This is a genomic window from Microcoleus sp. Pol12B3 (assembly GCF_036701355.1).
Lineage (GTDB): Bacteria > Cyanobacteriota > Cyanobacteriia > Cyanobacteriales > Microcoleaceae > Microcoleus.
Genome location: NZ_JAUBQS010000016.1, coordinates 62,905 through 87,673, shown reverse-complemented (window position 1 = coordinate 87,673; position 24,769 = coordinate 62,905). Strand labels below are relative to the sequence as shown.

The window sequence follows — 24,769 nt, the reverse complement described above, 5'->3', positions numbered from 1 at the left end:
CATGGGTCTAAATGTCTTGACAGCTAAACGGTCCTGCCATCCCGACAACAACTCGACGCGAACCATAGAATGGGGTGCGTCCGTGCGCGGCTAGCATATTATCTAGCAGCAAGACATCTCCTTCTTCCCAAGGAAAAACAGTTGTTTCTTGCTGATAGCAGCGACGAATTTCGTCTAATATAAAATCTTCAATGGGCGAGCCATCGCCGTAATAAGCATTGCGGGGTAAATCTTCCGGTTTAAAAGAAGTTAAAAGCTCTTTGCGAACGACGGGTTCGAGATTGGAAATGTGGAAGAGGTGAGCTTGATTAAACCACACCATTTCCTGCGTTTGTGGGTGCCTAGCGACAGCTTGACATATTTGCCGAGTTCTCAAGCTATCGTCACTTTTCCATTCTAACTCAATTCCCGCTTTTTTGCAATACTCTTCTACCTCAATTTTGCTATCAGTATTGAAGACATTTTGCCAGGGTAAATCTACGCCTCCGCCGTAATTTCGCACATACATAACCTTTTGTTGGGCAAACTTTTCTCTAATCTTTGAATCCAGGCTTTCAAACACTTTGCGACTGTTAGCGATCGGAGTTTCTCCTCCCTGTTCAGCTTTCTTGACGCAGAAAAAAGCGATTTTCAGCGGCCAATTTCGAGAATAAGCCATTTCATTGTGCAGCGGGATGAATTGCTCGGCAGGATACTCGGTGGAAGTGTAGATATTTCCGCTCACCAGGCTACGCGGAGTCGAGCGAAAAGAATATTCCAACAAGTCGCCAGCAAGAGTTTGAATAAACTGCTCGAAACCATTCACCCCGCCGACTTCAAAGCCTCGAAAAAGTATTCCTCCATGCTTCCATAACTGCGTTTCGATTGATGAGCGATTGTTTGCAGCCCAACCTGCGAGATTTAATTTTTCTACTGTTGGCTGAACAAATAGAGGTAGAAGGTTTTCGGGCTGGAGGTAGGCGGTTTTGACTAATTCCTCTGAGGACAGGCTGACGGCTTTTCGCCTAACTGCTCCTAACTTTTGGGAATTGAGATTCTTTGTTTCTGTATTTGTCATGATTTTGGCAAATTGGGTGAAAATTTTATCCCTTTTTTTATAGAAAACATGAGAGATCGATCCATTACTTCACACTTTTCATAACTTGGCGTTTAGCGGTTTTTAATTTTTGAATTCCCGAATGATGAATTTGTTTTTCCTGCTCGATTTGGTGCTGCCTTTCTGCTTCGGCAATAATTTCGGCCAAGTCGTCGATCCTGATATCTGGCTGGGCAACTACTTGGTGGAGAAGAGTTTCCCAACCTCTCACGATTCGGGCAATAGTCGCAGCCTCAAATAAGTCGGTTTTGTACTCAAATAAGCCTTGAATTCCTTCTGAAACCTCCCAGAGAGTCAGGCTTAAGTCGTGTCTCGACATACCGACATCGAATTCCAGAATGCTCAAGGTCAAACCAGCTAACTCCAGGGGTGGCATGGGCGCATTCTGGAGTACAAACCACACTTGAAACAGCGGGTTATAGCTAAGATTTCGCTCCGGCTGCAATTCCTCCACTAGCTTTTCAAAAGGAACATCCGGGTGAGCGTAAGCTGCTAACGCTACCTCGCGTGTTCGACGGAGTAGTTCGCGGAAAGTTGGATTGCCTGCCGTGTCGATTCGCAGCACTAAAGTATTGACAAAAAATCCAATTAGTTCCTCTAATTCAAGGAGGTTGCGGTTGGCAATAGGAGACCCAATAGCGAGGTTGTCCTGCTTTATTTGGCAGTACAGCAAGGATTGAAATGCTGCCAGCAACGTCATAAATAGGGTGACATCTTGTTGCTGGGCTAGCTTTTTAATTTTTTCAGTTAAAGAAGCAGAAATCACAAAAGATTGCTGCGACCCTCGGAAAGTTTGCACGGGAGAGCGCTGCTTATCTGTTGACAGCACAGCTAAATTGCTTCCCAATTGCTGTTTCCAATAAGCGAGCTGTTTTTCTAATTTCTCTCCCTGGAAATGCTGCCGCTGCCAACTGGCGAAGTCGGCATACTGTAGGGGAAGTTCAGGCAGCCCAGAGGGTTTGTCAGTGGAAAAAGCTTCATAAAGCGCGGCCACTTCTCGCACCAAAACCCCCATAGACCAACCATCTGAAATAATGTGGTGTATCGTCAGCAGCAACACATATTCTGCCGCACCAAGTTGCAGCAGAGTGCCGCGCAGTAAGGGCGATCGCGTTAAGTCAAAGGGGCGTTGGGCTTCTTCTAGAGTACGCTGCTCAATTTCAGCTTGCTGCTCAGTTTCTGGTAAATGTTGCAAGTTTACCACCGACAAAGCGAAATCCAAGGAAGGAGAAATCAGTTGGACAGGTTGCCCGTCCACTTCTGCAAAAGCAGTCCGTAAAACTTCGTGACGCCTGACAATTTCATTGAGTGTTTGTTGCAGTGCCGACAAATTCAATTGTCCTTGCAAACGCACAGCAGCAGGAAGGTTGTAGGCAGCGTTTTCGGGAGACAATCGATCGAGAAACCACAGCCGTTGCTGGGCAAAAGAAAGGGGAGCAGAATTTGGCTGCGATCGCCTGGGAATGCGCTTAGATTGCTCAGCCTGTACTGCCTCTTTGCCCAATGCTTTGAGGAGGAGCGCTCGCTTCTGGGGCGAGAGGTTTTTCAGTCGTTCTGAACGATTAGTAGACATGATGATTCACCTCCTCGCAGCGATCGCTGTTTGCGATAGTTAAGGAAAGCTTTGCTGCTATGTTTAGCTGGTCGTTTAAAACAACGTTGATATCTGCTTCAGTGGTGAGGGGGTTGGCAAGGACGACTCGAAAAGCAACAATCGGAATGGTTTTGCCATAACAGGTGTTTTGCACGGTTGTTCGCGATACGAAGGTGCGACCGGCTTGCCGCTGGGCCTCTTGAAGGCGCTCGTTAAATTGATTAATGAAGTAGTTGTCTGCTTCGGTTAGTTGTTTTTTGGCTGCTTTTTCCCTGAAGGTTTCTGGAATGTAGCGGTATAAAAGAATATTAATTTCTGGTTCTATCAGCAATTCAAATGCTGGATTTTCCCGAATTAAATTGGCCAAGTGCTGCGTTTTATGGATGCCTGCATCTATCAAAAACTCATAGCCTTGATGGCCGATGATATTCAAGGCGGCTTGCAAGAACAAACTCGCACCTGGTCGAGAGCCTTCGAGAGAGCGCTTGCCTAGATCGATGGAGTCTTTTCGCACCGTGTAGGGCGCGTTTTTTTCAATAACTTTGGCGGTTTGGGGATTGCGGAATAAAACCAGACCGATTCCCATTGGCAAATACATTTGTTTGTGTCCATCTATGGTGACGGAATCTGCTAGTTGAATGCCTGCGAATTTGTGCCGGTGACGTTCGGAAAAAAGCACGGGGCCGCCCCAAGCGGCATCGACGTGAAAGTGAGCGTTTGCTTCTTGCGCGATCGCTGCTATTTCTGGAAGCGGATCGATACTTCCCGAATCGGTGCTGCCTGCAATACCGATAATTGCCAGAATGTGCAGATTGCGATCGCGGCATTCGGCTACAGTTTGGCGCAGCGCTGCCAAATCCATGCGGTGATTGGAATCGGTGGGGACTTTTAGGAGATTGCGATCGCCAATGCCTAATAAACCGGCAGCCTTTTCAAAAGAATAGTGCATCAAACTGGAGCCGATTATCACCATTCCCTTGTAGCCGTAAAACTCTAAAGCTGCGTACAAGCCTTCTTTTTCAATGCCACTAAAGTTATTTTTTGGCCCTAAAGAAGCGTTGCGAGCGCACCACAGGGCTGTGATATTAGCTAGGGTGCCGCCCGTTACCACGATACCGAGCGTGCTATCGCTTTTTTGAATGTGCTGGTTATAAAAATCTTCAGAAAAATCGTAAATTAATCGGTGCATCATTGCCAAAGTCTGGCGCTCGCAGGGGCTTAAAACTTTGGCAGTTTCCATCTTGACTAAATTTTGATTCATCGCGATTAACAGCTTCGCGATCGGGCGCACAAAATAGGGAAGTGCGCTCGTCATGTGACCGATATATCGCGGGGAAGATGTGTGAATGGAATGGGCAACGAGGGTTTGGGCCAAATCATCGATATAATTTCCAACATCTGCCGGAAGGGCGGGAATTTTGTTTTCCGTAAACTCCTGAATAATTAACTCTAAGTCAATATCTGTACTAGCGGTTTTTGCGTACAAAAAATCTTCAACTAGGGCAGAAATTCGCTCCTCCATTGCTTCTTCTGCCAAAAATGACTTTTCTGAGGCACTGAATAGCTCCATCAACTTTTCTTCAAGTGGGGCAACAGAGGCTTTTACGGACTCCATTACATCTTGATAATCTTTGGTCTTTACTGTTAGTTTACTCATCCCTAATCCCTCCTTTTTAATGGCTTTTTTATTCCTATCCCAAGCAAAGCTTTATGGAGATAGGGCTTTTTATGCTTTTTTACAAACGCGCTATTTGCTCAGACGCCATCACAGTTTGTGCTGACTCTCCATCCACTTTTTCTAAGATGTCTAGCAATTCATCTATCTGGTTAGAATCGGCGTTTGCCAGAATTTCTTCCTCGATTAGTTCAGCTAAGTTCTGAATAGTGGGAGCGGCAAAAAAATCGCACAGCGCTAACTCTACTCCAAAGCACGATCGCACTCGCGATATTAACTGCGTTGCCATCAGAGAGTGACCGCCGAGGTCAAAAAAGTTTTGGTTGGTTCCTACTTTTTCTAGCCCTAAAAGAGCCGTCCAAATCTCAGCAATTTTTTCCTCTGTGGGCGTTTGTGGCTCAGTGAAGGCTGTTTCATCAGAAACGCGATCGCACCTTTGAGATAAGGCGAGGCGGTCAATTTTTCCGTTGGGCGTTAGCGGCAGCGCATCTAATAGCACAAAAGCTGAAGGCATCATGTAATCGGGCAGTTTGTGCTTCAAGAATGAACGCAGTTCGGAAATAAGTTCTGACTGATTTCTGAACCCTGAGTTAGCAACTAAGTAAGCGACTAGGCGTTGACTGCCCGGTGTATTTTCCTGAAGCAAAACAGCAGCGGTGGATACAGAAGAATGTTGAGAAAGTGCTGCCTCTATTTCTCCTAGTTCGATCCGGAAACCGCGAATTTTTACTTGGCAATCGCCACGACCCAGAAATTCTATATTACCATCCGGCAGGTAACAACCGATATCGCCTGTTTTGAACAAAAGTTTTTCAGGAGTATTACCGAGAGAATCTAATTTTTGTTGCCCAAAGGGGTGAGAAATGAATTTCTCCGAGGTTAAGTCGGGGCGGTTTAAGTAGCCCTGTGCCAATCCATCGCCGCCGACGTAAATCTCGCCGGGAATTCCTATGGGAACGGGTTGCAAATTGCGATCGAGCAGATAAATTTGCGTGTTGGCGATCGGGCGACCGATTGGAACTTTCTCGACACAGTGAGTTGCATCGTACCACGTCACGTCTGCTGCTACTTCAGAAGAGCCATAAAGGTTGATTAATACCCGCTGGGCCATCTGCTCTCGAAATTGCTGGCAAAGTTCCACCGCCAGAGTTTCTCCGCTGCAAATCCAATATTTTAATTGAGGCAAACGCCTGTCTAAATCAGGGAAGGAATCTAAGATAGCGCGCAACAAAGAAGGAACTAGCACCAGTCGCGTTACATTTTGCTTTGATAAGGTTTGAAGGAATTGGTTAATATCTTTGACGGCTCGATCGGGAATAATGACAGTCGGCAACCCATGCAGCAAAGGAGCAAAAATTTCCCAAACCGAATCGACAAAATTTAAGGATGTTTTTTGACAGCAAATATCTTGTTCGATAAAAGGGTAGGGGTTCCAAAAACAGCGATTGACTGTGCCTCGGTGGGTGCCGAGTACCCCTTTGGGAGTGCCTGTGGAGCCAGAAGTGTAGAGGACGTAAGCGAGGTTTTCAGCTTCTACTTTAACAGCGGGGTTGCGATCGCTCTCGCGGGAAATTTCTTTCCATTCGGCGTCGATACAGACGACTTTAGCGCTGTGTTCGGGGAGGGTTTCTAGGAGGTTTTTTTGAGTCAAAAGCACCGGAACTTTTGCGTCGGCTAGCATGAAGGAGCGGCGTTCTTGGGGATAAGCAGGATCGAGAGGAACGTAAGCGGCACCAACTTTTAAAATGCCCAAAATGGCCACCAGCATCGACAGCGATCGCTCTAAGCAAATTCCCACCAAAACTTCTGGTTTTACACCTAGAGATTGCAGGTAATGCGCGATTTGGTTGGCTTTGGCATTCAATTCGCGGTAAGTCAATTGTTCATTTTCGCAAATTGCAGCCACTGCATCTGGGGTTCGCTCTGTTTGCGCTGCAAATAATTCGTGAATTGAGGAATTTTTGGGGTAATCCGCTTGGGTGTCGTTCCACTGGACAAGTAATTGTTGTTGTTCAGCAACGCTCAATAAGCATAAATTCGATAGTTTTTGGTGAGGATTGGCAGTCATTCCTTCCAGTAAAGTTTGCAGGTGTCCGAGCATCCGCACAATCGCGCTGTCCTCAAAGCGGCTGCGATCGAAAATAATTTTCAGCGTCAATTCGGCACCGGGCATCGCCATCACCGTTAGAGGATAATTCGTTGTTTCCAAGGAGCGAATATTCTCTACTTTTAAGTTTTGAATCTTGTCTTGCAAAGAAGCATCCGAAGGATAATTTTCAAAAACGACCAAACTCTCAAATAGAGGTAAACTCCGAGGAACTTCACTCCACCCCTGCACCTCAACGAGGGGGCTGTACTCATACTGCCGCGCCTCAACTTGTTGCGCTTGGAGTTCTTTCAAGCAGGATAAAATAGAATCCTGTGGGTCAATTTTTACGCGCACTGGCAGAGGATTTACGAACAGCCCCACTACCGATTCAGCACCCATTAACTCTGGTGGCCGCCCGGAGACAACCGTACCAAAAACCACATCTTCCTCGCCGCTGTATCGGCTCAAAAGTAGCGCCCAAGCTGCCTGTACGAGGGTATTTAATGTTAGCTGATGCTGCCGCGCTAAGGATTGCAGTGCGGCGGTGGCTGTTGCAGAAAATATCACCTGCTGTTCGCCACTACTTTCTAAACGGTTTCCCGCGACAATATTGCCCCGGGCGATCGCAGTTGGGGCTGCCAAACCTTTGAGAGTTTGCCGCCAAAATGACTCAGCCGCAGATAAATCTTGCTGGTGCAGCCACGCGATGTAATCTCGATAAGGACGAGGGCGTTTGAGGTGCAATTCCTCCCCCTGGGAGAAGGCTTGATAAAATGCAAAAACTTCATCAAGAACGATCGCCAGCGACCACCCATCTAAAACTAAGTGGTGGTGGCTCAAAATAAACTGAAAAGTATCTGTTTCTAACTGCGCCAGTGCAATGCGAATCAAGGGAGCTGATGTCAAGTCAAAGCCCTGCTCTCGATCGGCTTTTAGGAACGTTTCTAGCTGCTGTTGTTGTGCGGATGCAGATAGCGAGCGCCAGTCCATCTGCTGCCAAGATAATGCCGCCTCTTTACGCACCGCTTGCACGGGATCTTTCAATTTTTCCCACAAAAAACAAGTCCGCAATATGGGATGCCGCTCTACAACTTTTTGCCAACTATTTCTAAACCCAGAAACATTGAGATCGCCGCGCAAAACGCACAGCAGTTGCCCGAAATATACGCCCGATTCTGGCTGGTAAAGGGAATGAAAGAGAATGCCCTGCTGCGCTGGGGAGAGGGGATAAAAATCTTCGATATTGCCTTTGCTCATATTAAAGCTCTCCCAAAATTGCGGTAATGTTGTCTAAATCGCCCTGGCTCCACTGGCTCCACTTAAACTCTGCAAAGTCAGAAGGAGTGCAGCCGCCGGCGTCGGGGGACTGACAGTATTGAATTAGCGATCGCAGCGATTCTATAAAGCCCGTTGCTAAATTTTCAATGCTTTCTCGTCGGTGAATGCTTTCGCTGTACGTCCAATCTAATTGCAGCTTGCTGCTGGCAATAAATCCGTTAATTTCCAGCAGATAACGCCGATTTCCGCGCGGGCTGCGAATGGGGCCACTAGGCTCGGAGGACAGCATGAATAAAGAAGATTTCGGCAGCACTTGGTCAAACTGTCCGAGATAGTTAAAGTTTACCTCTGCTCGTGGCAATTTGTGCAATTGTGTAGCAAATTCTGGGTTTAAATATCCTAGAACACCGCACCCCATACCGCGATTTGGCACTGCGCGTAACTGCTCTTTCACTGATTTGATGGTACCCCCTAAATCGGAATGTTTTTCTAAATTTAGCAGGACGGGAAAAACTGCTGTAAACCAGCCGATTGTGCGCGACAAATCTACTCCTTCAAATATATCTTCGCGCCCGTGACCTTCTAAGTCCAGTAAAAGTGAGTTATTGCCAGTCCAGCGTTCAAATGCTTGGCCTAAAGCAGCTAGCAATACATCATTAATTTGAGTGCGGTAAGCGGCAGGTACTTCTTGTAAGAGCAGTTTGGTTTCTTCAACACTCAAAGCAACGGATACTGTCTTTTCAGATGCAACTAAATTGGCTGCGTTTGGGAAATCCACCGGCAAGCGAGAAGTTGGTTGGTGAGAAAGGGCGAACCAGTAATCGAACTCTCCCTGCAATTCGGGCGATCGCGCCCACTCATGCAAGCGTTCTGCCCACTGCTTAAATGAGGTTGTTTTGGGCGGGAAGGCGACTGTTTCGCTGCGGCTAATTTGCTCATAAGCTGTCTGGAAATCCTCAATTAAAATTCGCCACGAAACCCCATCAACCGCTAAGTGATGAATGGCCAATAACAAGCGATTTGGCTGATGTTTGCCCAAGTCAAATAGGGCAGCGCGAAGTAATGGCCCCTCTGACAAATTCAAACTAGCTTGCAACTGAGTGGCGGCGGTTTGGAAAGCGGCTTCTCGTTCCTCTGGAGGTAGCGACGACAAATCAATGCAGGTAAACGGAGCAATCTTTTCTGGATGGGAAATTGCTTGCTGCCAGCCAGATTCTCCTCGCGCAAAACGCAGGCGCAGCGCGTCGTGGTGCTTCAGCAATTCTTGCAAAACTGACTCAATTAATGCAGGTTCGAGAGGTTGCTGTAACTCTAAAAGCACCGCCTGATTCCAGTGGTGTGGATCGGAGAGATTTTGTTCAAAAAACCAGTGCTGAATCGGCGTGAGCGGAACTTCGCCAGTGATTAATCCTTGTTCCGATTGTTGGGTTCCATCTGTATCGGCAACGGCTGCTAGCTGTGCAATGGTTTGGTGCTGAAACAGTTGTTTTGGTGTAAGTTGCAACCCCGCTCGATTGGCTTGAGAAATGACTTGAATGCTGAGGATAGAATCGCCGCCCAATTCAAAGAAATTGTCGTCAATTCCCACTTGTTCTAACCCCAATACTTGCGCCCAAATTTCTGCCAAAATTTTCTCAATAGCCGTGCTGGGCGCGGCGAATGCCTCTTCGAGTTCTGGCCGATCGCGATCCGGTGCAGGTAGTGCCTTGCGATCGACTTTGCCGTTGTTTGTTAAAGGCAGCGCCTCCAGCGTCACGAAAGCAGCAGGCACCATGTATTCCGGCAATTTTTGTTTCAGAAAGCAGCGGAGTTCGTGAATCAGTATTGAATGCTTATTTTGTGCTGCTGAGTTAGCAATGATATAAGCTACCAAGCGCTTATCGCCCGGTACATCTTCTCGCACTACAACCACAGCCTGGGTGACATCTGGATGCTGTCCTAGCGCTGCTTCAATTTCTCCTAACTCGATGCGGAAACCGCGCACTTTTACTTGGTGGTCAATTCGTCCCAAGTATTCAATATCGCCATTTGGCAGATAGCGAGCTAAGTCTCCCGATTTGTACAAGCGCGCTTTCAAACTGTCATTAAAAGGGTTCGGAATAAACCGATCGACCGTTAATTCTGGCTGATTGAGATAGCCCCGCGCGATGCCAGCACCACCAACGTAAATTTCCCCAGGGATGCCGATCGGAACGGGTTGGGAGTTGCGATCGAGCAGGTAAACTTGCAAGTCAGGAATTGGACGGCCAATAAGGCTGGCATTTTTACTTAAATCAGCGGCAGTCAGCGGCTGATAAGTGACGTGGACAGTTGTTTCTGTAATGCCATACATATTGACAAGTTGAGGGTGCCGATCGCCGTGCCGATCGAACCAAGGTTTTAAGCTTTGCAAGTCTAAAGCTTCCCCGCCAAAAATTACTAAGCGCAGGCTTAAATCTTCGCCAATTCCGACAGATTCTTCTGTTTTTATCAACTGGTAAAATGCAGAAGGAGTTTGGTTGAGAACTGTGACCTTTTCTTGGCATAGCAAGCTGTAAAAATCTTGGGGCGATCGGCTGACTGAATAAGGCACGATCGCAAGTCGCCCGCCGTATAGCAAAGCGCCCCAAATTTCCCACACTGAGAAGTCAAAAGCATAAGAGTGAAACAGCGTCCACACATCTTGCTCGTTGAAGTTGTACCGCGACTGGGTAGCAGTAAACAGGCGGACGACGTTTGAGTGAGGAACTAAAACGCCTTTGGGGATGCCAGTTGAGCCAGAAGTGTAGATGATATAGGCGAGATTTTCGGCAGTGGTGCCGCTGGCGGGATTTTCTTTGCTGTGTTGGGAGAAAGCACTTTTATCCCCATCGAGGCAAAGGATTTGGGCGCTACATTTGGGAAGGGTTTGCAACAACTTTTCCTCAGTCAGCAGCACATTTACCTGCGCGTCTTCGAGTATAAAAGCGAGGCGATCGCGCGGGTTGGCTGGATCGAGGGGAACGTAAGCGCCCCCGGCTTTGAGAATACCGAGAATGCCGATAATTGTATCGAGCGATCGCTCGACACAAATTCCCACCAAAACTTCTGGTTTAACGCCGAGTTGTTGCAGGTAATGCGCGAGTTGGTTGGCTCGTTCATTCAGCTCGCGGTAGGTGAGTTTTTGGTCTTCAAATACGACTCCAATGGCATCGGGAGTTCGCTCGACCTGCGCTTCAAATAATTGATGAATGCAGCGATCGCTCGAATAATCGGCGCGGGTATCATTCCACTCTACTAATAACTGATGCCGCTCTTTTTCCCCCAGCAACGGTAGCTCTTCAATCCGCCGCTCTGGGTTGGCAGCTATGCCCTCCAGCAAGGTGAGAAAATGCCCCGCCATCCGCCTAATAGTGACCGCATCAAATAAATCCGTACTGTATTCAAACTGACCGCTAATTTCTTCCTGCTTTTCTTCTAAATACAGCGTTAAGTCAACTTTTGCTGTCTGATTCTCAACATCTAAAAGAGTGAGATTTAGTCCGGCGATTGACTCGGCAGCAACAGGTGGAGTTTGCAAAACAAAAGCGACTTGGAACAGTGGATTGTAGCTCAAATTTCGCTCGGGTTGCAACTCTTCAACCAGTTTCTCAAACGGCAAATCCTGGTGAGCGTAAGCTTCTAAACTCACCTCCCGAATGCGATCGAGCAACTGCCGAAAAGTGCGATCGCCTGACAAATCAGTTCGCAATACCAAAGTATTGACAAAAAACCCGATTAGCCCTTGAATTTCCGCTCGGTTGCGGTTGGCGATGGGAGAGCCAACGGGGATATCTGCCTGTCCTGTATAGCGATAGAGCAACGTTTTAAAGGCTGCTAGCAGCGTCATAAACAGGGTGACATTTTCCTGGCGGCTGAGCTTTTTGAGGGCTTCCGTTAGCGTTTTCGGGATGAGGAATGATTCTTTCGCGCCCCGATAGGTTTGCACCGGGGGACGGGGGCGATCGGCTGGCAATTCCAGCAAGGGGGGAGCGCCACTAAGCTGTTTTTTCCAGTAGTTAAGTTGAGTTTGCAAGTGATCGCCCGCAAGCCATTCCCGCTGCCAAATAGCAAAATCGGCGTACTGTATGGAAAGTTCGGGAAGTGGGGATGGTTTGCCAATAGAAAACGCTTCGTAAAGTGCTGCTAATTCTTGCAGAAATACTCCGATTGACCAGCCATCAAAAATAATGTGGTGTAGCGTCAGCAGCAAGACATATTCCTCAGCATCTAACTGTAGCAAACTAGCTCGCAACAGCGGCCCTTTGGTTAAATCAAAAGGTTTGCTAGCTTCTTCTGCCGCCAGTTGTTTTACTTTTTCTTCTCGCTCAGTTTTCGCCAATTTTTGCAACTCTAAAACTTGCAGCCCGAAATTAAATTTCTGACCAACCACCTGCACAGGTTGACCGTCTACAGTGGCAAATGTCGTCCGCAAAGCTTCGTGACGGCGCACAATTTCCTTCAAACTTAGCTCTAGCACTACTACATTTAGCCTGCCTTTTAGTAACACAGCCGCCGGAAGGTTGTAAAAAGGGTTTCCCGGTTCAAATTGGTCAATAAACCACAGTCTTTGCTGGGCAAAAGAGGTGGGAAATGCAAATACTTCTTCTTCCGCAGTATTTGCCGAATCGCGAGTATCTGTTGGAGGTTTTTCGGAAAAATGCACCGTCATTGGATTAGTAACTGATAATTGGTAATTGGGATTGCAGCCGATATTTAGGGATTGGTTATGAGTTATTGGCTGCTAACCTATGACTAATCACTGATTTGTGGTTAGCGCAAAGATGACAGTTTCATGCGGTACGCCGATCGCGAAACGGGCGCGATCGCGGGTTCTTCAACTGTCGCGTTTTTGTTTTTGGCTGCAGAAATATTTTCTGCAAGTACGGCGAGCGATCGTCCTGCAAAAATATCGCACAAAGGCAATTCTATCTGACAAGATTCTCGTATCTTTGCTGCTAATTGAATTGCCAGCAGGGAATTTCCTCCTAGTTCAAAAAAGTTCTCGGCAATGCTTAACTGTTCGATGCCGAGAACCTCACAGCAAATTCTCGCTAACATTGCCTCAATAGGCGTGCGCGGTGCGACAAAAATCTTTGCTTCTGGAATTGCGGCATCCGGTTCGGGCAGTGCCTTGCGGTTAACTTTGCCGTTCGCCGAAAGCGGCAGCGCGTCCAGAACTATAAATGCAGACGGCACCATATAATCTGGCAGTTTTTCGCTCAGAAATTGTCGCAATTCTTCAACCGCAGGGGCCGCGTTTTGTTGTGGAACGATATATGCTACTAAGCGCTTTTGACTGTGATTTTCTCCGAATGCGGTGACAATGGATGCTTTGACTGCTGGGTGCTCGTTCAAAGCAGCTTCAATTTCTCCTGCTTCGATGCGGAATCCTCGAATTTTAAGGCGGAAATCTTCTCGTCCTAAAAATTCGATGTTGCCGTCAGGGAGGAAGCGCCCTAAATCTCCCGTTCGGTACAAGCGATCGCCCGTGACGGGGTGCGTGAGGCAACTGGCGCGAGTTTTTTCTTCATTGCGCCAGTATCCTTTTGTCAGCCCAACTCCGGCACAGCACATCTCGCCGGCAACCCAGACGGGACAGTCTTCCAGCCTTTCATTCAAAATGTAATAGCGTGTATTGGCGATCGGCGATCCGTAGGGAATGCTCTTCCAAGAAGGGTCAACAGTTTCTACCGGATACCAGATGTTCCAAAGGGTAGTTTCGGTTGGCCCGCCGACACTGACAACGCGACATTCTGTGACCATCGCCCTTAACCTCTGGGGCAGGGTTATCGGTATCCAGTCACCGCCGAGAAACGCCCAGCGCAAGCACTCCGGCAACACCTCAGAACGTCCGCCAGCGTAATCGAGCAGCATTTCCATCATCGGCGGAACCGAGTTCCAAATGGTGACGCGCTCTTTTACCATCAATTGAGTCCAGTGAGCGGGGTCTAGCCGTTGTGCGGCATCGGGAATGACGATCGCTCCCCCGGCCGCTAGGATGCCGAAGATATCGTAAACCGACATATCGTGGTGCAGTGCGGTGACTGCGATCGCGCGATCGCACTCGGCCACATTAAACACTTGGTTGGTCTGAGCGATCGCATTGACTGCACCGCGGTGCGCGATCGCCACGCCTTTCGGCAAGCCAGTTGAGCCGGATGTGTAAATCACATACGCTAAATCTTCTGCTTCCTGCACTGATTCCAAAGCTTCGCCGCTTTCTGTTGCTAATTCCTCAGTATCAAGACAAATTCGCCGCACATTTTCCGGCCATTCCAAGCGTTGATTTAACTGAGATTGCGTCAAAACAATCTCAACTTCGCCATTTTCCAACAAATACCAAAGCCGCTCTTTTGGCAGCGCCGCATCGATAGGTAAATAAGCGGCTCCAGAGGCTAGAATTCCCAGGACAGCGACTATTTGCTCCCATCCTTTTTCCATGACGACGGCAACCAACTGGTTAGGGCGAGTTCCCAGCTTCCGCAATCGGTGAGCGACTTGATTCGATCGCCGGTATACTTCCTCGTAGGTGAGGGTACGATCGCGCGTAATGACGGCGGGTTCGTGCGATCGCAAGGCGACTTTCTCAGCAAACAATTCGTGCAGCAATCCATCGGGAATGGGTGCTTCAATGCTGTTAGCAAAAGCTTGCTGAAACGACACGGTTTCCTGCCAAGTTTCCTCTTCGTTAGCGAGGCGCTGCAACAGGCGGCAGTAGGCGTCAAACATATCGTCGATTAGCCCTTGGGGGAAGAGTTCTTCCACCGCATCCCAGCTAAAAGACAGCCCCTGAGCGGTTTCGGTAAATTGCGCGTCAATCCAAACTTGCGGAGTTTGACCGATAATGTGAATCAGTTCTCCCAATTCTTGAATCAGAGAAAAGATAGAGGAATCTTCCCCTGGCGCGTTTTGCGGATCGATCGTAAACACGACTGGCATCAGCGCTGCGGTTGTACCTTGCGCTTGAGCGAGTTCTCGCAAAACCCGCACGCCGCTGACATATTGGTGTTCTAAATCTTGCCAAAGCTGTTCTTGCAATCGCTTGGCTCGTATTTCAAAACTCTCTCGCTTGGAGTTATCTATTTCTAGCAAAGTAAACGAGGCAAATTCTCCGATAATTTCCTCAACTTGAGAATGCAAAGGCAACCGATTAAAGCGCGGCACGTTGAGGGTAAACCGAGGTGTTTTGCTCCACAGAGACAGAACCTCCGCATAGGCTGCCAGCAATAAACCCGTAGGAGTGAGGCTGGCGCGAGCTGTGCGCGTTTTGAGGCGCTGCCAGGTTTGCAAGTCTAAGCGATCGCTCCAGCGTTTAAATCGCGGCTGCGTTAAGGAATTCGGGTGTTTGGCGAGGGGTAATTCCGGCGCTGGTGGCAGGGTTTTGAGGCGATTTCGCCAGTAATCTAAGGATTGCTGAAAGAGTGGGGACTTTTCTAAGGCGATCGCGGCTAACACGCAGTCGCGGAAAGACAGTTGCAAGGGCGCGATCGCAGTATGGGGATTGCGGTAAAACTTTACCAAATCGCCAAACAAAATTTGAAAACTCCAGCCGTCTATGCACAAGGCGTCAATGCTGATGTGGAGGCGGATGCGGCGATCGCCCCTTTGCGAAGCGCAAATTTCAAATAGCGGCCAGCTATCGAGCGGCAGCACTTGGTGAGAAAGGCGATCGCGAATTGCTTCGAGTTGTTCATCGGCAACTTTTGAATCGAGCGATCGCAAATCCAAAACCTCAATTTTATAAGCGGGTACGTTTTCCAGAATTTGCTGCTTTCCGTTCGGAAGTACGATCGCCCGCAGCATATCGTGACGCTCTACAACTCGCTGCCACGCGAGGCTAAACCGCTCTAAATCTAACTCGTCGCTCTCAATTTCTACATAGCCGTGAATGGCAACATTGCCCATTTCAAAAAAGCTATTTCTCCCGATCCAGTACGCCTGCTGCATTTCGTTGAGCGGAAATGGTTGGTAGCGATTGTGAGGGTCGGGGGCGATCGCGGGCAGTGAAATCAGGGGTTCGGGCGACTGCTGGCTCTTAGCTTGTGCGATCGCAACTGCCAGACTGGCGACACTAGGGGATTGAAACAAGCAGCGCAATGATAGCTCGACGTGAAAGCGGTCGCGCACCTTGGCAATCAGTTGAGTTGCCAGCAAAGAGTGACCTCCCAACTCGAAGAAATTGTCATTGATTCCCACCTGTTTTAAACCCAGAACCTCCGCCCAAATCTCCGCTAATACTTGTTCTTCTAAAGTTTGAGGTGCGATAAAATCGGCGTTTGAGTTGTTGGTTTCCGGTGCGGGAAGTGCCTTAAAATCTACCTTGCCGTTTGGCGTTAATGGCATCGCTTCTAAAAACATGAAACTGGCAGGAACCATATAATCTGGCAGTTGTTCCCGGAGAAAAGAGCGCAGATTTTTAATCAGTGCAGAGTGCGTAGGGGCGGTGCCTCCGTGCCCGCCCGCGACTGCTGAGTTTAAAACGAGGTAAGCAACTAAGCGCTTACTGCCTGAATCTTCCTCATGCGCCAGAATGACTGCTTCTTGCACGTCTGGATGTTGGCTGAGTGTGGATTCGATTTCTCCTAACTCTATGCGGAAACCGCGAATTTTCACTTGGCGATCTGTGCGATCGATAAATTCTAAATTCCCGTCGGGAAGATAGCGGACTAAATCGCCTGTTTTGTAAAGGCGAGCGCCTTGCACGTTGCTAAAAATATCGGGAATAAATTTTTCTCGATTCAGATCCGAACGGTTGATATATCCTCTGGAAATGCCGGCACCTCCGATATATAATTCGCCGGGAATTCCGATGGGAACGGGTTGCAAGTTAGCATCGAGTACATAGGTGCGGGCATTTGGAATTGGACGACCGATCAGCAGCGATTTTGCAGTAGGAATATTCCCAGGTAACTCGCACCAAGTCGCTACAATTGTTGTTTCTGTGGGCCCGTAAGTATTGACGAGCCGCACTTTTTCTGATACGCACTTTCTCCACTGATTCAGCGACGCTGGAAGCGCTGCTTCTCCGCCAATAATTGTCAAGCGCACTGACGGGGGAAATTCTGCTTTTTCGGCGCTGAGTCTGGCAGTTAATTCGCGCCAGTAAGCGGTTGGCAAATCTAAGACGGTGATTTGCCATTCCCGGCATTTTTGCAGGAAGGAAGAAATGCTGTCTAACATGGAATTTCCGCGCAGTACCAAAGTGGCACCTCGCGTTAAACAGGGATAGATTTCTTCGGCGCTGGCGTCGAAGCTGAAGGAAGCAAATTGGAGAATGTGATCGCCTGCTTTAATGCCATATTCAACACTTGCAGCCTGCGTATAATTCGCCAAAGATTGATGCTGCACCATCACTCCTTTTGGCTTGCCGGTAGACCCGGATGTATAGATGATATAAGCGAGGTTTTCTGGTTCAACGGCGCTATCAGGATTTGACTTATTTTGTTGAGCGATCGTCTGCCAGTCTGCATCCAAGCAAATCACAGAAATATTATTGTGGGCTGGCGTTTCTGCTTTTAATTCTGTTTGCGTTAGCAATACCCTAACTCCCGCGTCTTCTAACATGAAGGCGAGGCGTTCTTTAGCATAGATGGGGTCGAGGGGCAAATAAGCGCCGCCTGCTTTTAATATGCCTAAAATTCCGACGATCGCATCGAGCGATCGCTCCATATAAACGCCGACTATCCCATCTGGTTTTACGCCGAAAGAGTGCAAATAATAGGCAAGTTGATTCGCGCGACTATTTAATTCTTGGTATGTCAAAGTTTGGCATTCAAATTGCACCGCAACCGCATCAGGGGTTTTCGCCACTTGCGCTTCAAATAAGCGATGAATACAGGCATTTTGAAAGTTATTTGTTTGAGTGTTATTCCACTCAAATAGAATTTGCTGGCGTTCGGCTTCTGCAAGCATGGGCAAATCAGACAGTCGTGCGGAAGAATTAGCAACGATGCCTTCTAATAAGTTCTGAAAGTGTCCTGCCATTCGCGCGATCGTAGCCGATTCAAATAAGTCTAATCTGTATTCAAACCACCCTCTAATACCTGTTCCTGTGGCTTCTAATTCCAATGTTAAATCGAAATTTGCTGTCCCGCTGTGAATCTGTTGGCAGTTCAGGCTCAAATCCGGTAATTCTAAGGCGAATTCGGAGGCATTTTGAAATGCAAACATCACCTGAAATAAAGGCGAGTGACTTAAATCTCGGTTCGGCTGCAATTCTTCTACCAACTTCTCAAACGGTACATCTTGATGCGCGTAAGCGCCTAATGCAACCTCTCGCACTCGATTCAGCAACTCTCGAAAAGTGGGATTTCCGGTTAAGTCAGATCGCAGGACTAAAGTATTGACAAAAAATCCAATTAATGATTCGGTTTCGCTGCTGTTGCGGCTGGCAATTGGTGAACCGACGAGGATATCTTCTTGTCCCGTGTAGCGGTAAAGCAGTGTATTGAATGCGGCCAGCAATGTCATAAATACAGTGGTTTTTTCCCTGCGACTCAATTGCCTAATTGCCTCGGTTAAGCGCTCTGGCAATTCAAATAATTGCCGACCTCCCTTGTAACTTTGAACAGCGGGACGAGAAAAGTCTGTTGGTAAATTTAGAACCGCTGCGCGGCCACTTAACTGCTGCTTCCAGTAAGTAAGTTGAGTTTCTAATATTTCTCCCTGCATTTGTTGGCGCTGCCAAGTTGCAAAGTCTGCATACTGGATTGGCAGCGGTGAAAGCAAGGCTAAATTCTTATTAGTAAATACTTCATAAAATGCCGCTAGTTCCCGTAAAAATACGCCCAGAGACCAACCATCAAAAATGATATGATGGGCGGATAAAAGCAGGGTATGTTCTGTTGGTGATAGACGCAGAAGCTTGGCACGAAGCAGATTTGGTTGAGTTAAATCAAAGGGCAAATCGGCTTCTTCCGCAGACATTTTTTGCGCTTCTTTCTCGCGTTCCTCAGGGGAGCAGTGGCTCAAATCTATCAGCGGTAATGGAAAAATTTTCGCATCAAAAATAACTTGTATCTGTTCTTTTTCCCCACCAGCAAACGCAGTTCTCAAAACCTCGTGTCGCTCGATAATTTTCTCAATACTTTGCCTGAGTGCTTCTGCATTAAGTTGCCCCGTCACCCGAACCGCACCGCAGAGGTTGTAGAAGGGGTTTCCCGGTTCCAATTGGTCGAAGAACCACAAGCGCTCTTGGGCAAAAGACAGGGGGATGTTTGGCAAGCGAGAAACTGGCTGGATAGACGCAGTTTTAGGCGCTTCTGCCAATTTTTCTAAAATTTTTGCTGCCCGTTGAGCAAGGCTTAGTTCCTGGAATAAGTCTTCTATTGATAACGCTATTTTTAGAGCGGTTTCGATCTGATTTTTAAATTCAAATACCGCCAATGAATCGAAACCCAAATTACTAAAAGCCTGTGCCGATTGGATTTGGGAAAGGCTGACTTTCAGCACCCTCGCTACCTGCTGTCGCAAATAGGTTTCTAACTGTGCCTGCCGTTCTTCTAACTCGGCTGACAGCAGCATTTCTCGCGTCAGGCGATTCTCTATTTCAACAACATCAGATATCTGTAAAATGCTACTGGCGACAACTTCCAAATTGTCAGCTAGAAAGTCAGCACAGGCGGCGCGACGTTGAATTTTACCGCTGGTGGTTTTCGGAATGCTTCCGGGCTTTATCAGCACTACTCCATAAACTTGTACTTCATATTCGATCGCAATGCGTTCGCGGATGGCGCTGATAATTTCCTCGGCATGATCCGGCGCTTTGCGAGATTGTAATTCTGGCACGATAACGAGCTGTTCTTCGCCTGCGACTTCCACCGAGAATGCCGCGATCGCCCCTTGTCGCAAACTGGGATGGCTGCGTTCTGCCGTTCTTTCTATATCTTGGGGGTAAAGATTGCGGCCTCGGATGATAATCAAATCTTTGAGTCGCCCTGTAACAAACAGTTCGCGATCGCGTAAAAAGCCTAAATCTCCAGTTCGCAAAAAGGGTCCTTCGCTGGTATCTGAAAGATATGCTTGGAAAGTTTTTTCTGTTTCTTCTGGGCGATTCCAATAGCCTCGCGCCACAGTTTCGCCAGCTACCCAAATTTCTCCGACTTCCTGCGGCTGGCATTGTGTCAGAGATTCGGGATTGACGATCGCAACTTTAGTGCCAAATTCAGGGAAACCGCAGCCGACTAAAGTTCTCGCGCCCCCCTCGCCTTCCAAAACTTCTACAATGTGATTATTTTCCAGCGCCCCAGCATCAACAGGTAAGAAAGTCGGTGTTATTCCGCTGCGAACCGTGGCAATTTTTAGCGTAGTTTCTGCCATTCCGTAAGCAGGACAAAACGCATCTGCCTGAAAACCCCAGCGTTCAAAAGCTTTGGTAAATCGCTCTAGGGTTTCTTTGTGGATGGGTTCTGCGCCGTTATAGGCCACGCGCCAACTACTCAAGTCGAGCATTTTTTCGCCATCGCCCAAGATTTTGCTGATTTTGCTAGCACACAAGTCGTAAGCAAAATTTGGCCCGCCGCTGTGGGTACCTTTGTAGCGCGAAATCGCTTCCAACCAGCACATCGGGTTCTGAATAAACGCCGCTGGCGGCATGAAGTAAGAGGGAATTCCCAGATACAAAGGTTTGAGCAATCCGTCAATTAACCCCATGTCGTGAAACGGGGGGAGCCACGTTACCGCAACGCTCTCGGAATCGTGATCGAAGCCTCGGTGAATGTATTCGATGTTGTACAAAACGTTGGCGTGGCTCACCATTACGCCTTTGGGGGTGGAGGTTGAGCCGGAAGTGTACTGAAGATAAGCCACTTCGTCGGGATGGATGGGTGGCTGCTGCCACTTTTCCCCGTCATCGGAAAGCTCCTCTGCACTCAGCCAGCGCATAGCTTTGAGCTCCGGCGATTGCTCGCATAGCTGCTCTAAATTTTCCAGGTGTCGCGCGGGAGCGATCGCAACTGTTGCTCCTGCATCTAGGGCGATCGCGCTAATTTTCGCTAAATTCCGTTTCAGCTTCGGCGGATAGAGGGGAACCGCGATCGCTTTGGCGTACAAGCATCCAAAAAAGGCCGCGAGATAGTCGAATCCTGGCGGGAAAAGCAGTAAGGCTCGTTCGCCAGTGACTCCCAACGTCTGAAGTCGCACGGCGTGCGATCGGGCGATCGCGTCTAACTCTCGATAAGTCAAACTGGCGGTTTCAGTTTTTCCGTCTGACAGAAATGTATATTTCTGCTCTGGTTGGTGTAATGCTCTGTTTTGCAGGAGTTCTACTAAATTCGTAGAACTTTCGGTGAGTTGGTCTCCCTTAATGCTTGCGTCGCTCATCGATTCTTTTTACCTATAAATCTTGTTTGCAGTACGCCAACCAGTTCCGCCAAATTCTTTCCACATAGACGTTCTGTGAACAGTTGTCGGGCGTTACGAGTCTCCCATCAGCGCGTTTGAGTCTTCAATCCGGGTATTAGCGCTTGTTTTCACGTTTTTTGTCGATCGGGCTGTTCGGCAATGGCTCCGGGGCGATTTCAGTCCGAGCCAGCTTCGATATCAGCTTCAGGGGCTTTACGGCTATCGACTTTAAGCATCCTATGCTAGATGATATTAATTGTCAAGAGTAGTTGAGAGATTTATTGACTCCTCTCATTCCCTATATGAGAATATTTTCTAACTTTTGCCATAGCATTTTAGGCGGTAGTTTGTCTAGCCCTGACAAAAAACCATAATAATCAAGTGGTACCTCACTAGAGTGAGGGGTTTAACCCCCTATATTGAAATGCAATTAGTTTTCATTAGTTAACTCTTGACAGATGCAAGTGCTCTGTTATCTAATTAAGGCACTTTCTCATTAAGCGTCCGGCGACTACTTACTTTAACCGAGGAAGATGCCAACCGCGGGCGATCGTCCAGAGCGCCACCTGACTGAGGCGATCGCCCTCACGCGCCTCCTGCATTCCCAGACAAAGGCCACTAGCGACGGGAGAATCGGCTCGAACTGCTCCCGACAACTGGGTCGTATCTTCCGCAGGTCAGTTTTAGGAGCCAGAGAACAGCAGCAACGCTGCCACAAATCATGTTGTGCAAGCAACGCAAACCACATATCCGAAGTTCGATTAATTGTTGATTAAAGAGTAATGAATAGATCGCAGAAATTACTAAGCAGCCTTGGGCTGGCAGGAGTCGTGTCGGCGTTAGTCGCTCAGCCGGCGTGCGCTTCCAACATCGCGCAGGTGACAGGCGTTCGCCTCAATCCCACGTCAGAAGGCATTGAAATTATCCTAGACACTGAAGATGGAAGGCCCCTACAAGTTTTCAGCGCCAGCTTTGGCGAAACTTTACAAGCTGATGTCATCACCGCTCAACTGCGATTGCCGGGGGGAAATGAGTTTCGTCAAGACAAGCCGGCGGCGGGAATTGCTTCTGTCACCGTTACTCCTTTAGATAACAACAGCATCCGAATCAAAGTCATTGGCGAAAGGGGCCAACCAGTGGCACGGGTGATTCCGGGTGCTGCGGGTCTGATTCTCAGCTTAAAACCCACTTCGGAGATGACTGCTCGCCCGCCTGCACCGGCTCCTACAACACAGCGGCCGGGGACACCCGCAGCACCCTTGCCATCGACAGGGCAGCAGGTAGAGATACCGGCAGAACCTTTGCCACCTACAGCGCAGCCACCAGGGATACCCGGAGAACCCTTACCGCCTACAGCACAGCCGCCAGGAACACCCGGAGAACCCTTACCGCCTACAGCACAGCCGCCAGGAACGCCCGGAGAACCCTTACCGCCTACAGCACAGCCACCAGGAACACCGATACAGCCACCCGCAACGCCAGAGGTGGGGAGAAACCCGATTGAAATCGTCGTCACTGCAACGCGAACTGCAGAAAGAGTTACGAACGTGCCGCGCTCTATAACGGTGGTAGACTCACAAGAAATTCAGCAGCAGATTGGGTCATCGAGAAATACCGGGGAAGCTTTGGCAAATCAGGTTCCCGGTTTCGCGCCCCCGACTCAAAGTACGGCCACTTATGGACAAACTTTGCGGGGTCGCGACGTTTCCGTTCTGATTGACGGCGTGCCACAAACGACTAATCTTCAATCTTTTGGCAGAGAATTTAGAAACATAGACCCCAGTGCGATCGAACGCATTGAAGTAGTGCGGGGGTCTACTGCAATCTACGGCGCTCAGGCTACGGGTGGCGTGATTAATATTATTACTCGCCGGCCAACTGAGGAAAGGCTAACTGCTGTTACTGAAGTGGGAGTCAGTAGCGCTTTAACAAACACAGATGATGCTCTAGGCTTTAACGCTCAGCAGACGATTTCTGGCCGAACCGGCAATTTCGATCTGACGGGCACTGTCTCGCTCTCTAGAAGTGGAGCTTTTTACGATGCCAAAGGCGATCGTATTCCCTTTTTTGAACTCGGCGGAGATAGCAGCACGCTCTTCAACGTGATGGGCAAAGTCGGGGTAGATTTGGACAGCGAACAGCGGCTGCAACTAACTGTCAATCACTATCGGGAAACCCAAGATCCCAATGTGATTCCAGACTTTAGGGTTGACGACCAGGAAGGACGGCAAAAAGCCCGCGCCATCCGAACCGGAAATTTGGATATTGACGGGGAAACACCGGGAAATAAAAGTACACAGGTCAACCTAAGTTACACCAACCAAAACCTTTTTGGCAGCAGCCTTCAAAGTCAAATCTACTATCGAACAAATTCCAATTCAGGTGTTCCTTCAGATTACCGCACGTCCGAGTTCTTTGGTCCATTTCTCGGCGTTACTCGTTCGCGAGCCGAGAACGAACAGATAGGAGGTAGATTGGCGATTACCACTCCTTTATCCCGCGCCGAAAATCTTCGATTAACTTGGGGTTCTGACTATGTTACTGAAGATAGCAGACAGCGTTTCGACTTGTACGACACGGAGAGATTTGACGCAAGTGGCGGCCGGGTTTACCGGAAAATCTCCGAGCGTCCTTTCGTTCCTCCTTACACTTACAACAGCCTTGGCCTTTTCGGTCAATTGGAATGGAATATTGACGATATCGTCATTCTAAGTGGCGGGATACGTCACGAACGTATCGGGTTAGAAGTCAATGATTATACCACTTTTAACGATCGCCAGATCCAAGGAGGCGATCGCAAATTTAACGCCACCCTATTTAATACAGGGGCTGTCTATAAACTCAATGACAACTTCAACGTATTTGGCAACTTTTCTCAAGGTTTCTCAGTTCCAGATTTCGGCCGCATCCTCCGCGAACCTCCGGACAATTTTGTCGGAATAGAATCTTCGTTAGAAGTAACTCAACCGCAAAAAGTCAACAACTACGAAATTGGCATTCGAGGAGGGTGGCAATCCGTACAAATGTCGCTTGCCGCTTTTTACAATACCTCAGATCTAGGAGTTAATTTTCAACCGGTTGGCAACACGGGTCGCCTGGAACTAATCCGCGCCCCAGAACGCATTTACGGCTTAGAAGGGACTGTGGATTGGCAACCTGCACGAGCATGGTCACTCGGCGGGACGGCTACTTACATTCAAGGCGAATATGACGAAAATGGCCGTTACATCGCGCTTGATAGCAGCCGAATTCCACCGCTCAAGCTAACAGCTTATCTCCAAAACGAAACTTTGCAGGGATGGAACAATCGGTTACAGTTTTTATATTCTGGAAATCGCGATCGAGCCTTTAAAGACGGCTCAGATAGCGGTCCAATTAGCAGCTATCTCACAGTGGATTACATCAGCACAATTCAACTGGGAAAAGGGCTGCTACAAGTCAAAGTGGAGAATTTATTGAATAATCAATATTTTCCCGTGCTGTCGCAATACTTAGCTGGATTTGGCGCGGACAGCTCTAATTATGCAGGCAGAGGTTTGACTCTCAGTGTTAATTACCGCCTTAACTGGTAATTACAGCAGATTGCAGTTTTATGAGGTAGATTCAATATCCCTCGTAGGGACACTCCAAGAACCCATTGGTGTCAATTTAAGCTGTTAGTCTGCCACTCCTCGCGGCCACCCGCTAGTCCGCCAG

The 24,769-nt window shown here is 48.4% G+C and carries 8 protein-coding genes; 1 reads left to right on the top strand and 7 read right to left on the bottom strand.

What is annotated here, in order from left to right:
• Nucleotides 1-7: 7 nt before the first annotated feature.
• The 7 genes from QUA53_RS10840 to QUA53_RS10810 all read right to left on the bottom strand — a co-directional run bounded on the left by QUA53_RS10840 (nt 8) and on the right by QUA53_RS10810 (nt 21,729).
• Complete coding sequence (locus tag QUA53_RS10840; protein WP_333096982.1) at nt 8-1,057, bottom strand: TauD/TfdA family dioxygenase; 1,050 nt, start codon at nt 1,055-1,057, stop codon at nt 8-10.
• Nucleotides 1,058-1,121: 64 nt separating this feature from the next.
• On the bottom strand, nt 1,122-2,669 hold the full coding sequence (locus tag QUA53_RS10835) for a condensation domain-containing protein (protein ID WP_333096984.1): 1,548 nt from the start codon (nt 2,667-2,669) through the stop codon (nt 1,122-1,124).
• A complete protein-coding gene (gene panP / locus QUA53_RS10830; RefSeq protein ID WP_333096987.1) occupies nt 2,659-4,347 on the bottom strand; it encodes a pyridoxal-dependent aspartate 1-decarboxylase PanP in 1,689 nt (562 codons plus the stop codon). The genes QUA53_RS10835 and panP overlap by 11 nt, the downstream gene beginning before the upstream one ends.
• A gap of 79 nt (nt 4,348-4,426) precedes the next feature.
• Entirely contained in the window at nt 4,427-7,711 is a 3,285-nt protein-coding gene (locus QUA53_RS10825) for an amino acid adenylation domain-containing protein (RefSeq protein ID WP_333096988.1), read from the bottom strand.
• Between the two features lies 1 nt (nt 7,712).
• A complete protein-coding gene (locus QUA53_RS10820) occupies nt 7,713-12,401 on the bottom strand; it encodes an amino acid adenylation domain-containing protein (RefSeq protein WP_333096991.1) in 4,689 nt (1,562 codons plus the stop codon).
• 101 nt (nt 12,402-12,502) lie between these two features.
• A complete protein-coding gene (locus QUA53_RS10815; RefSeq protein WP_333096994.1) occupies nt 12,503-21,052 on the bottom strand; it encodes an amino acid adenylation domain-containing protein in 8,550 nt (2,849 codons plus the stop codon).
• A gap of 536 nt (nt 21,053-21,588) precedes the next feature.
• On the bottom strand, nt 21,589-21,729 hold the full coding sequence (locus QUA53_RS10810) for a hypothetical protein (protein ID WP_333096995.1): 141 nt from the start codon (nt 21,727-21,729) through the stop codon (nt 21,589-21,591).
• A 126-nt stretch (nt 21,730-21,855) separates the two neighbouring features.
• Here QUA53_RS10810 and QUA53_RS10805 point away from each other — a divergent pair, with 126 nt between their 5' ends.
• Nucleotides 21,856-24,645 carry a TonB-dependent receptor domain-containing protein gene (locus QUA53_RS10805; RefSeq protein WP_333096996.1) on the top strand — a complete coding sequence of 930 codons (2,790 nt, stop codon included), beginning with the start codon at nt 21,856-21,858 and terminating at the stop codon, nt 24,643-24,645.
• Nucleotides 24,646-24,769 lie beyond the last annotated feature (124 nt).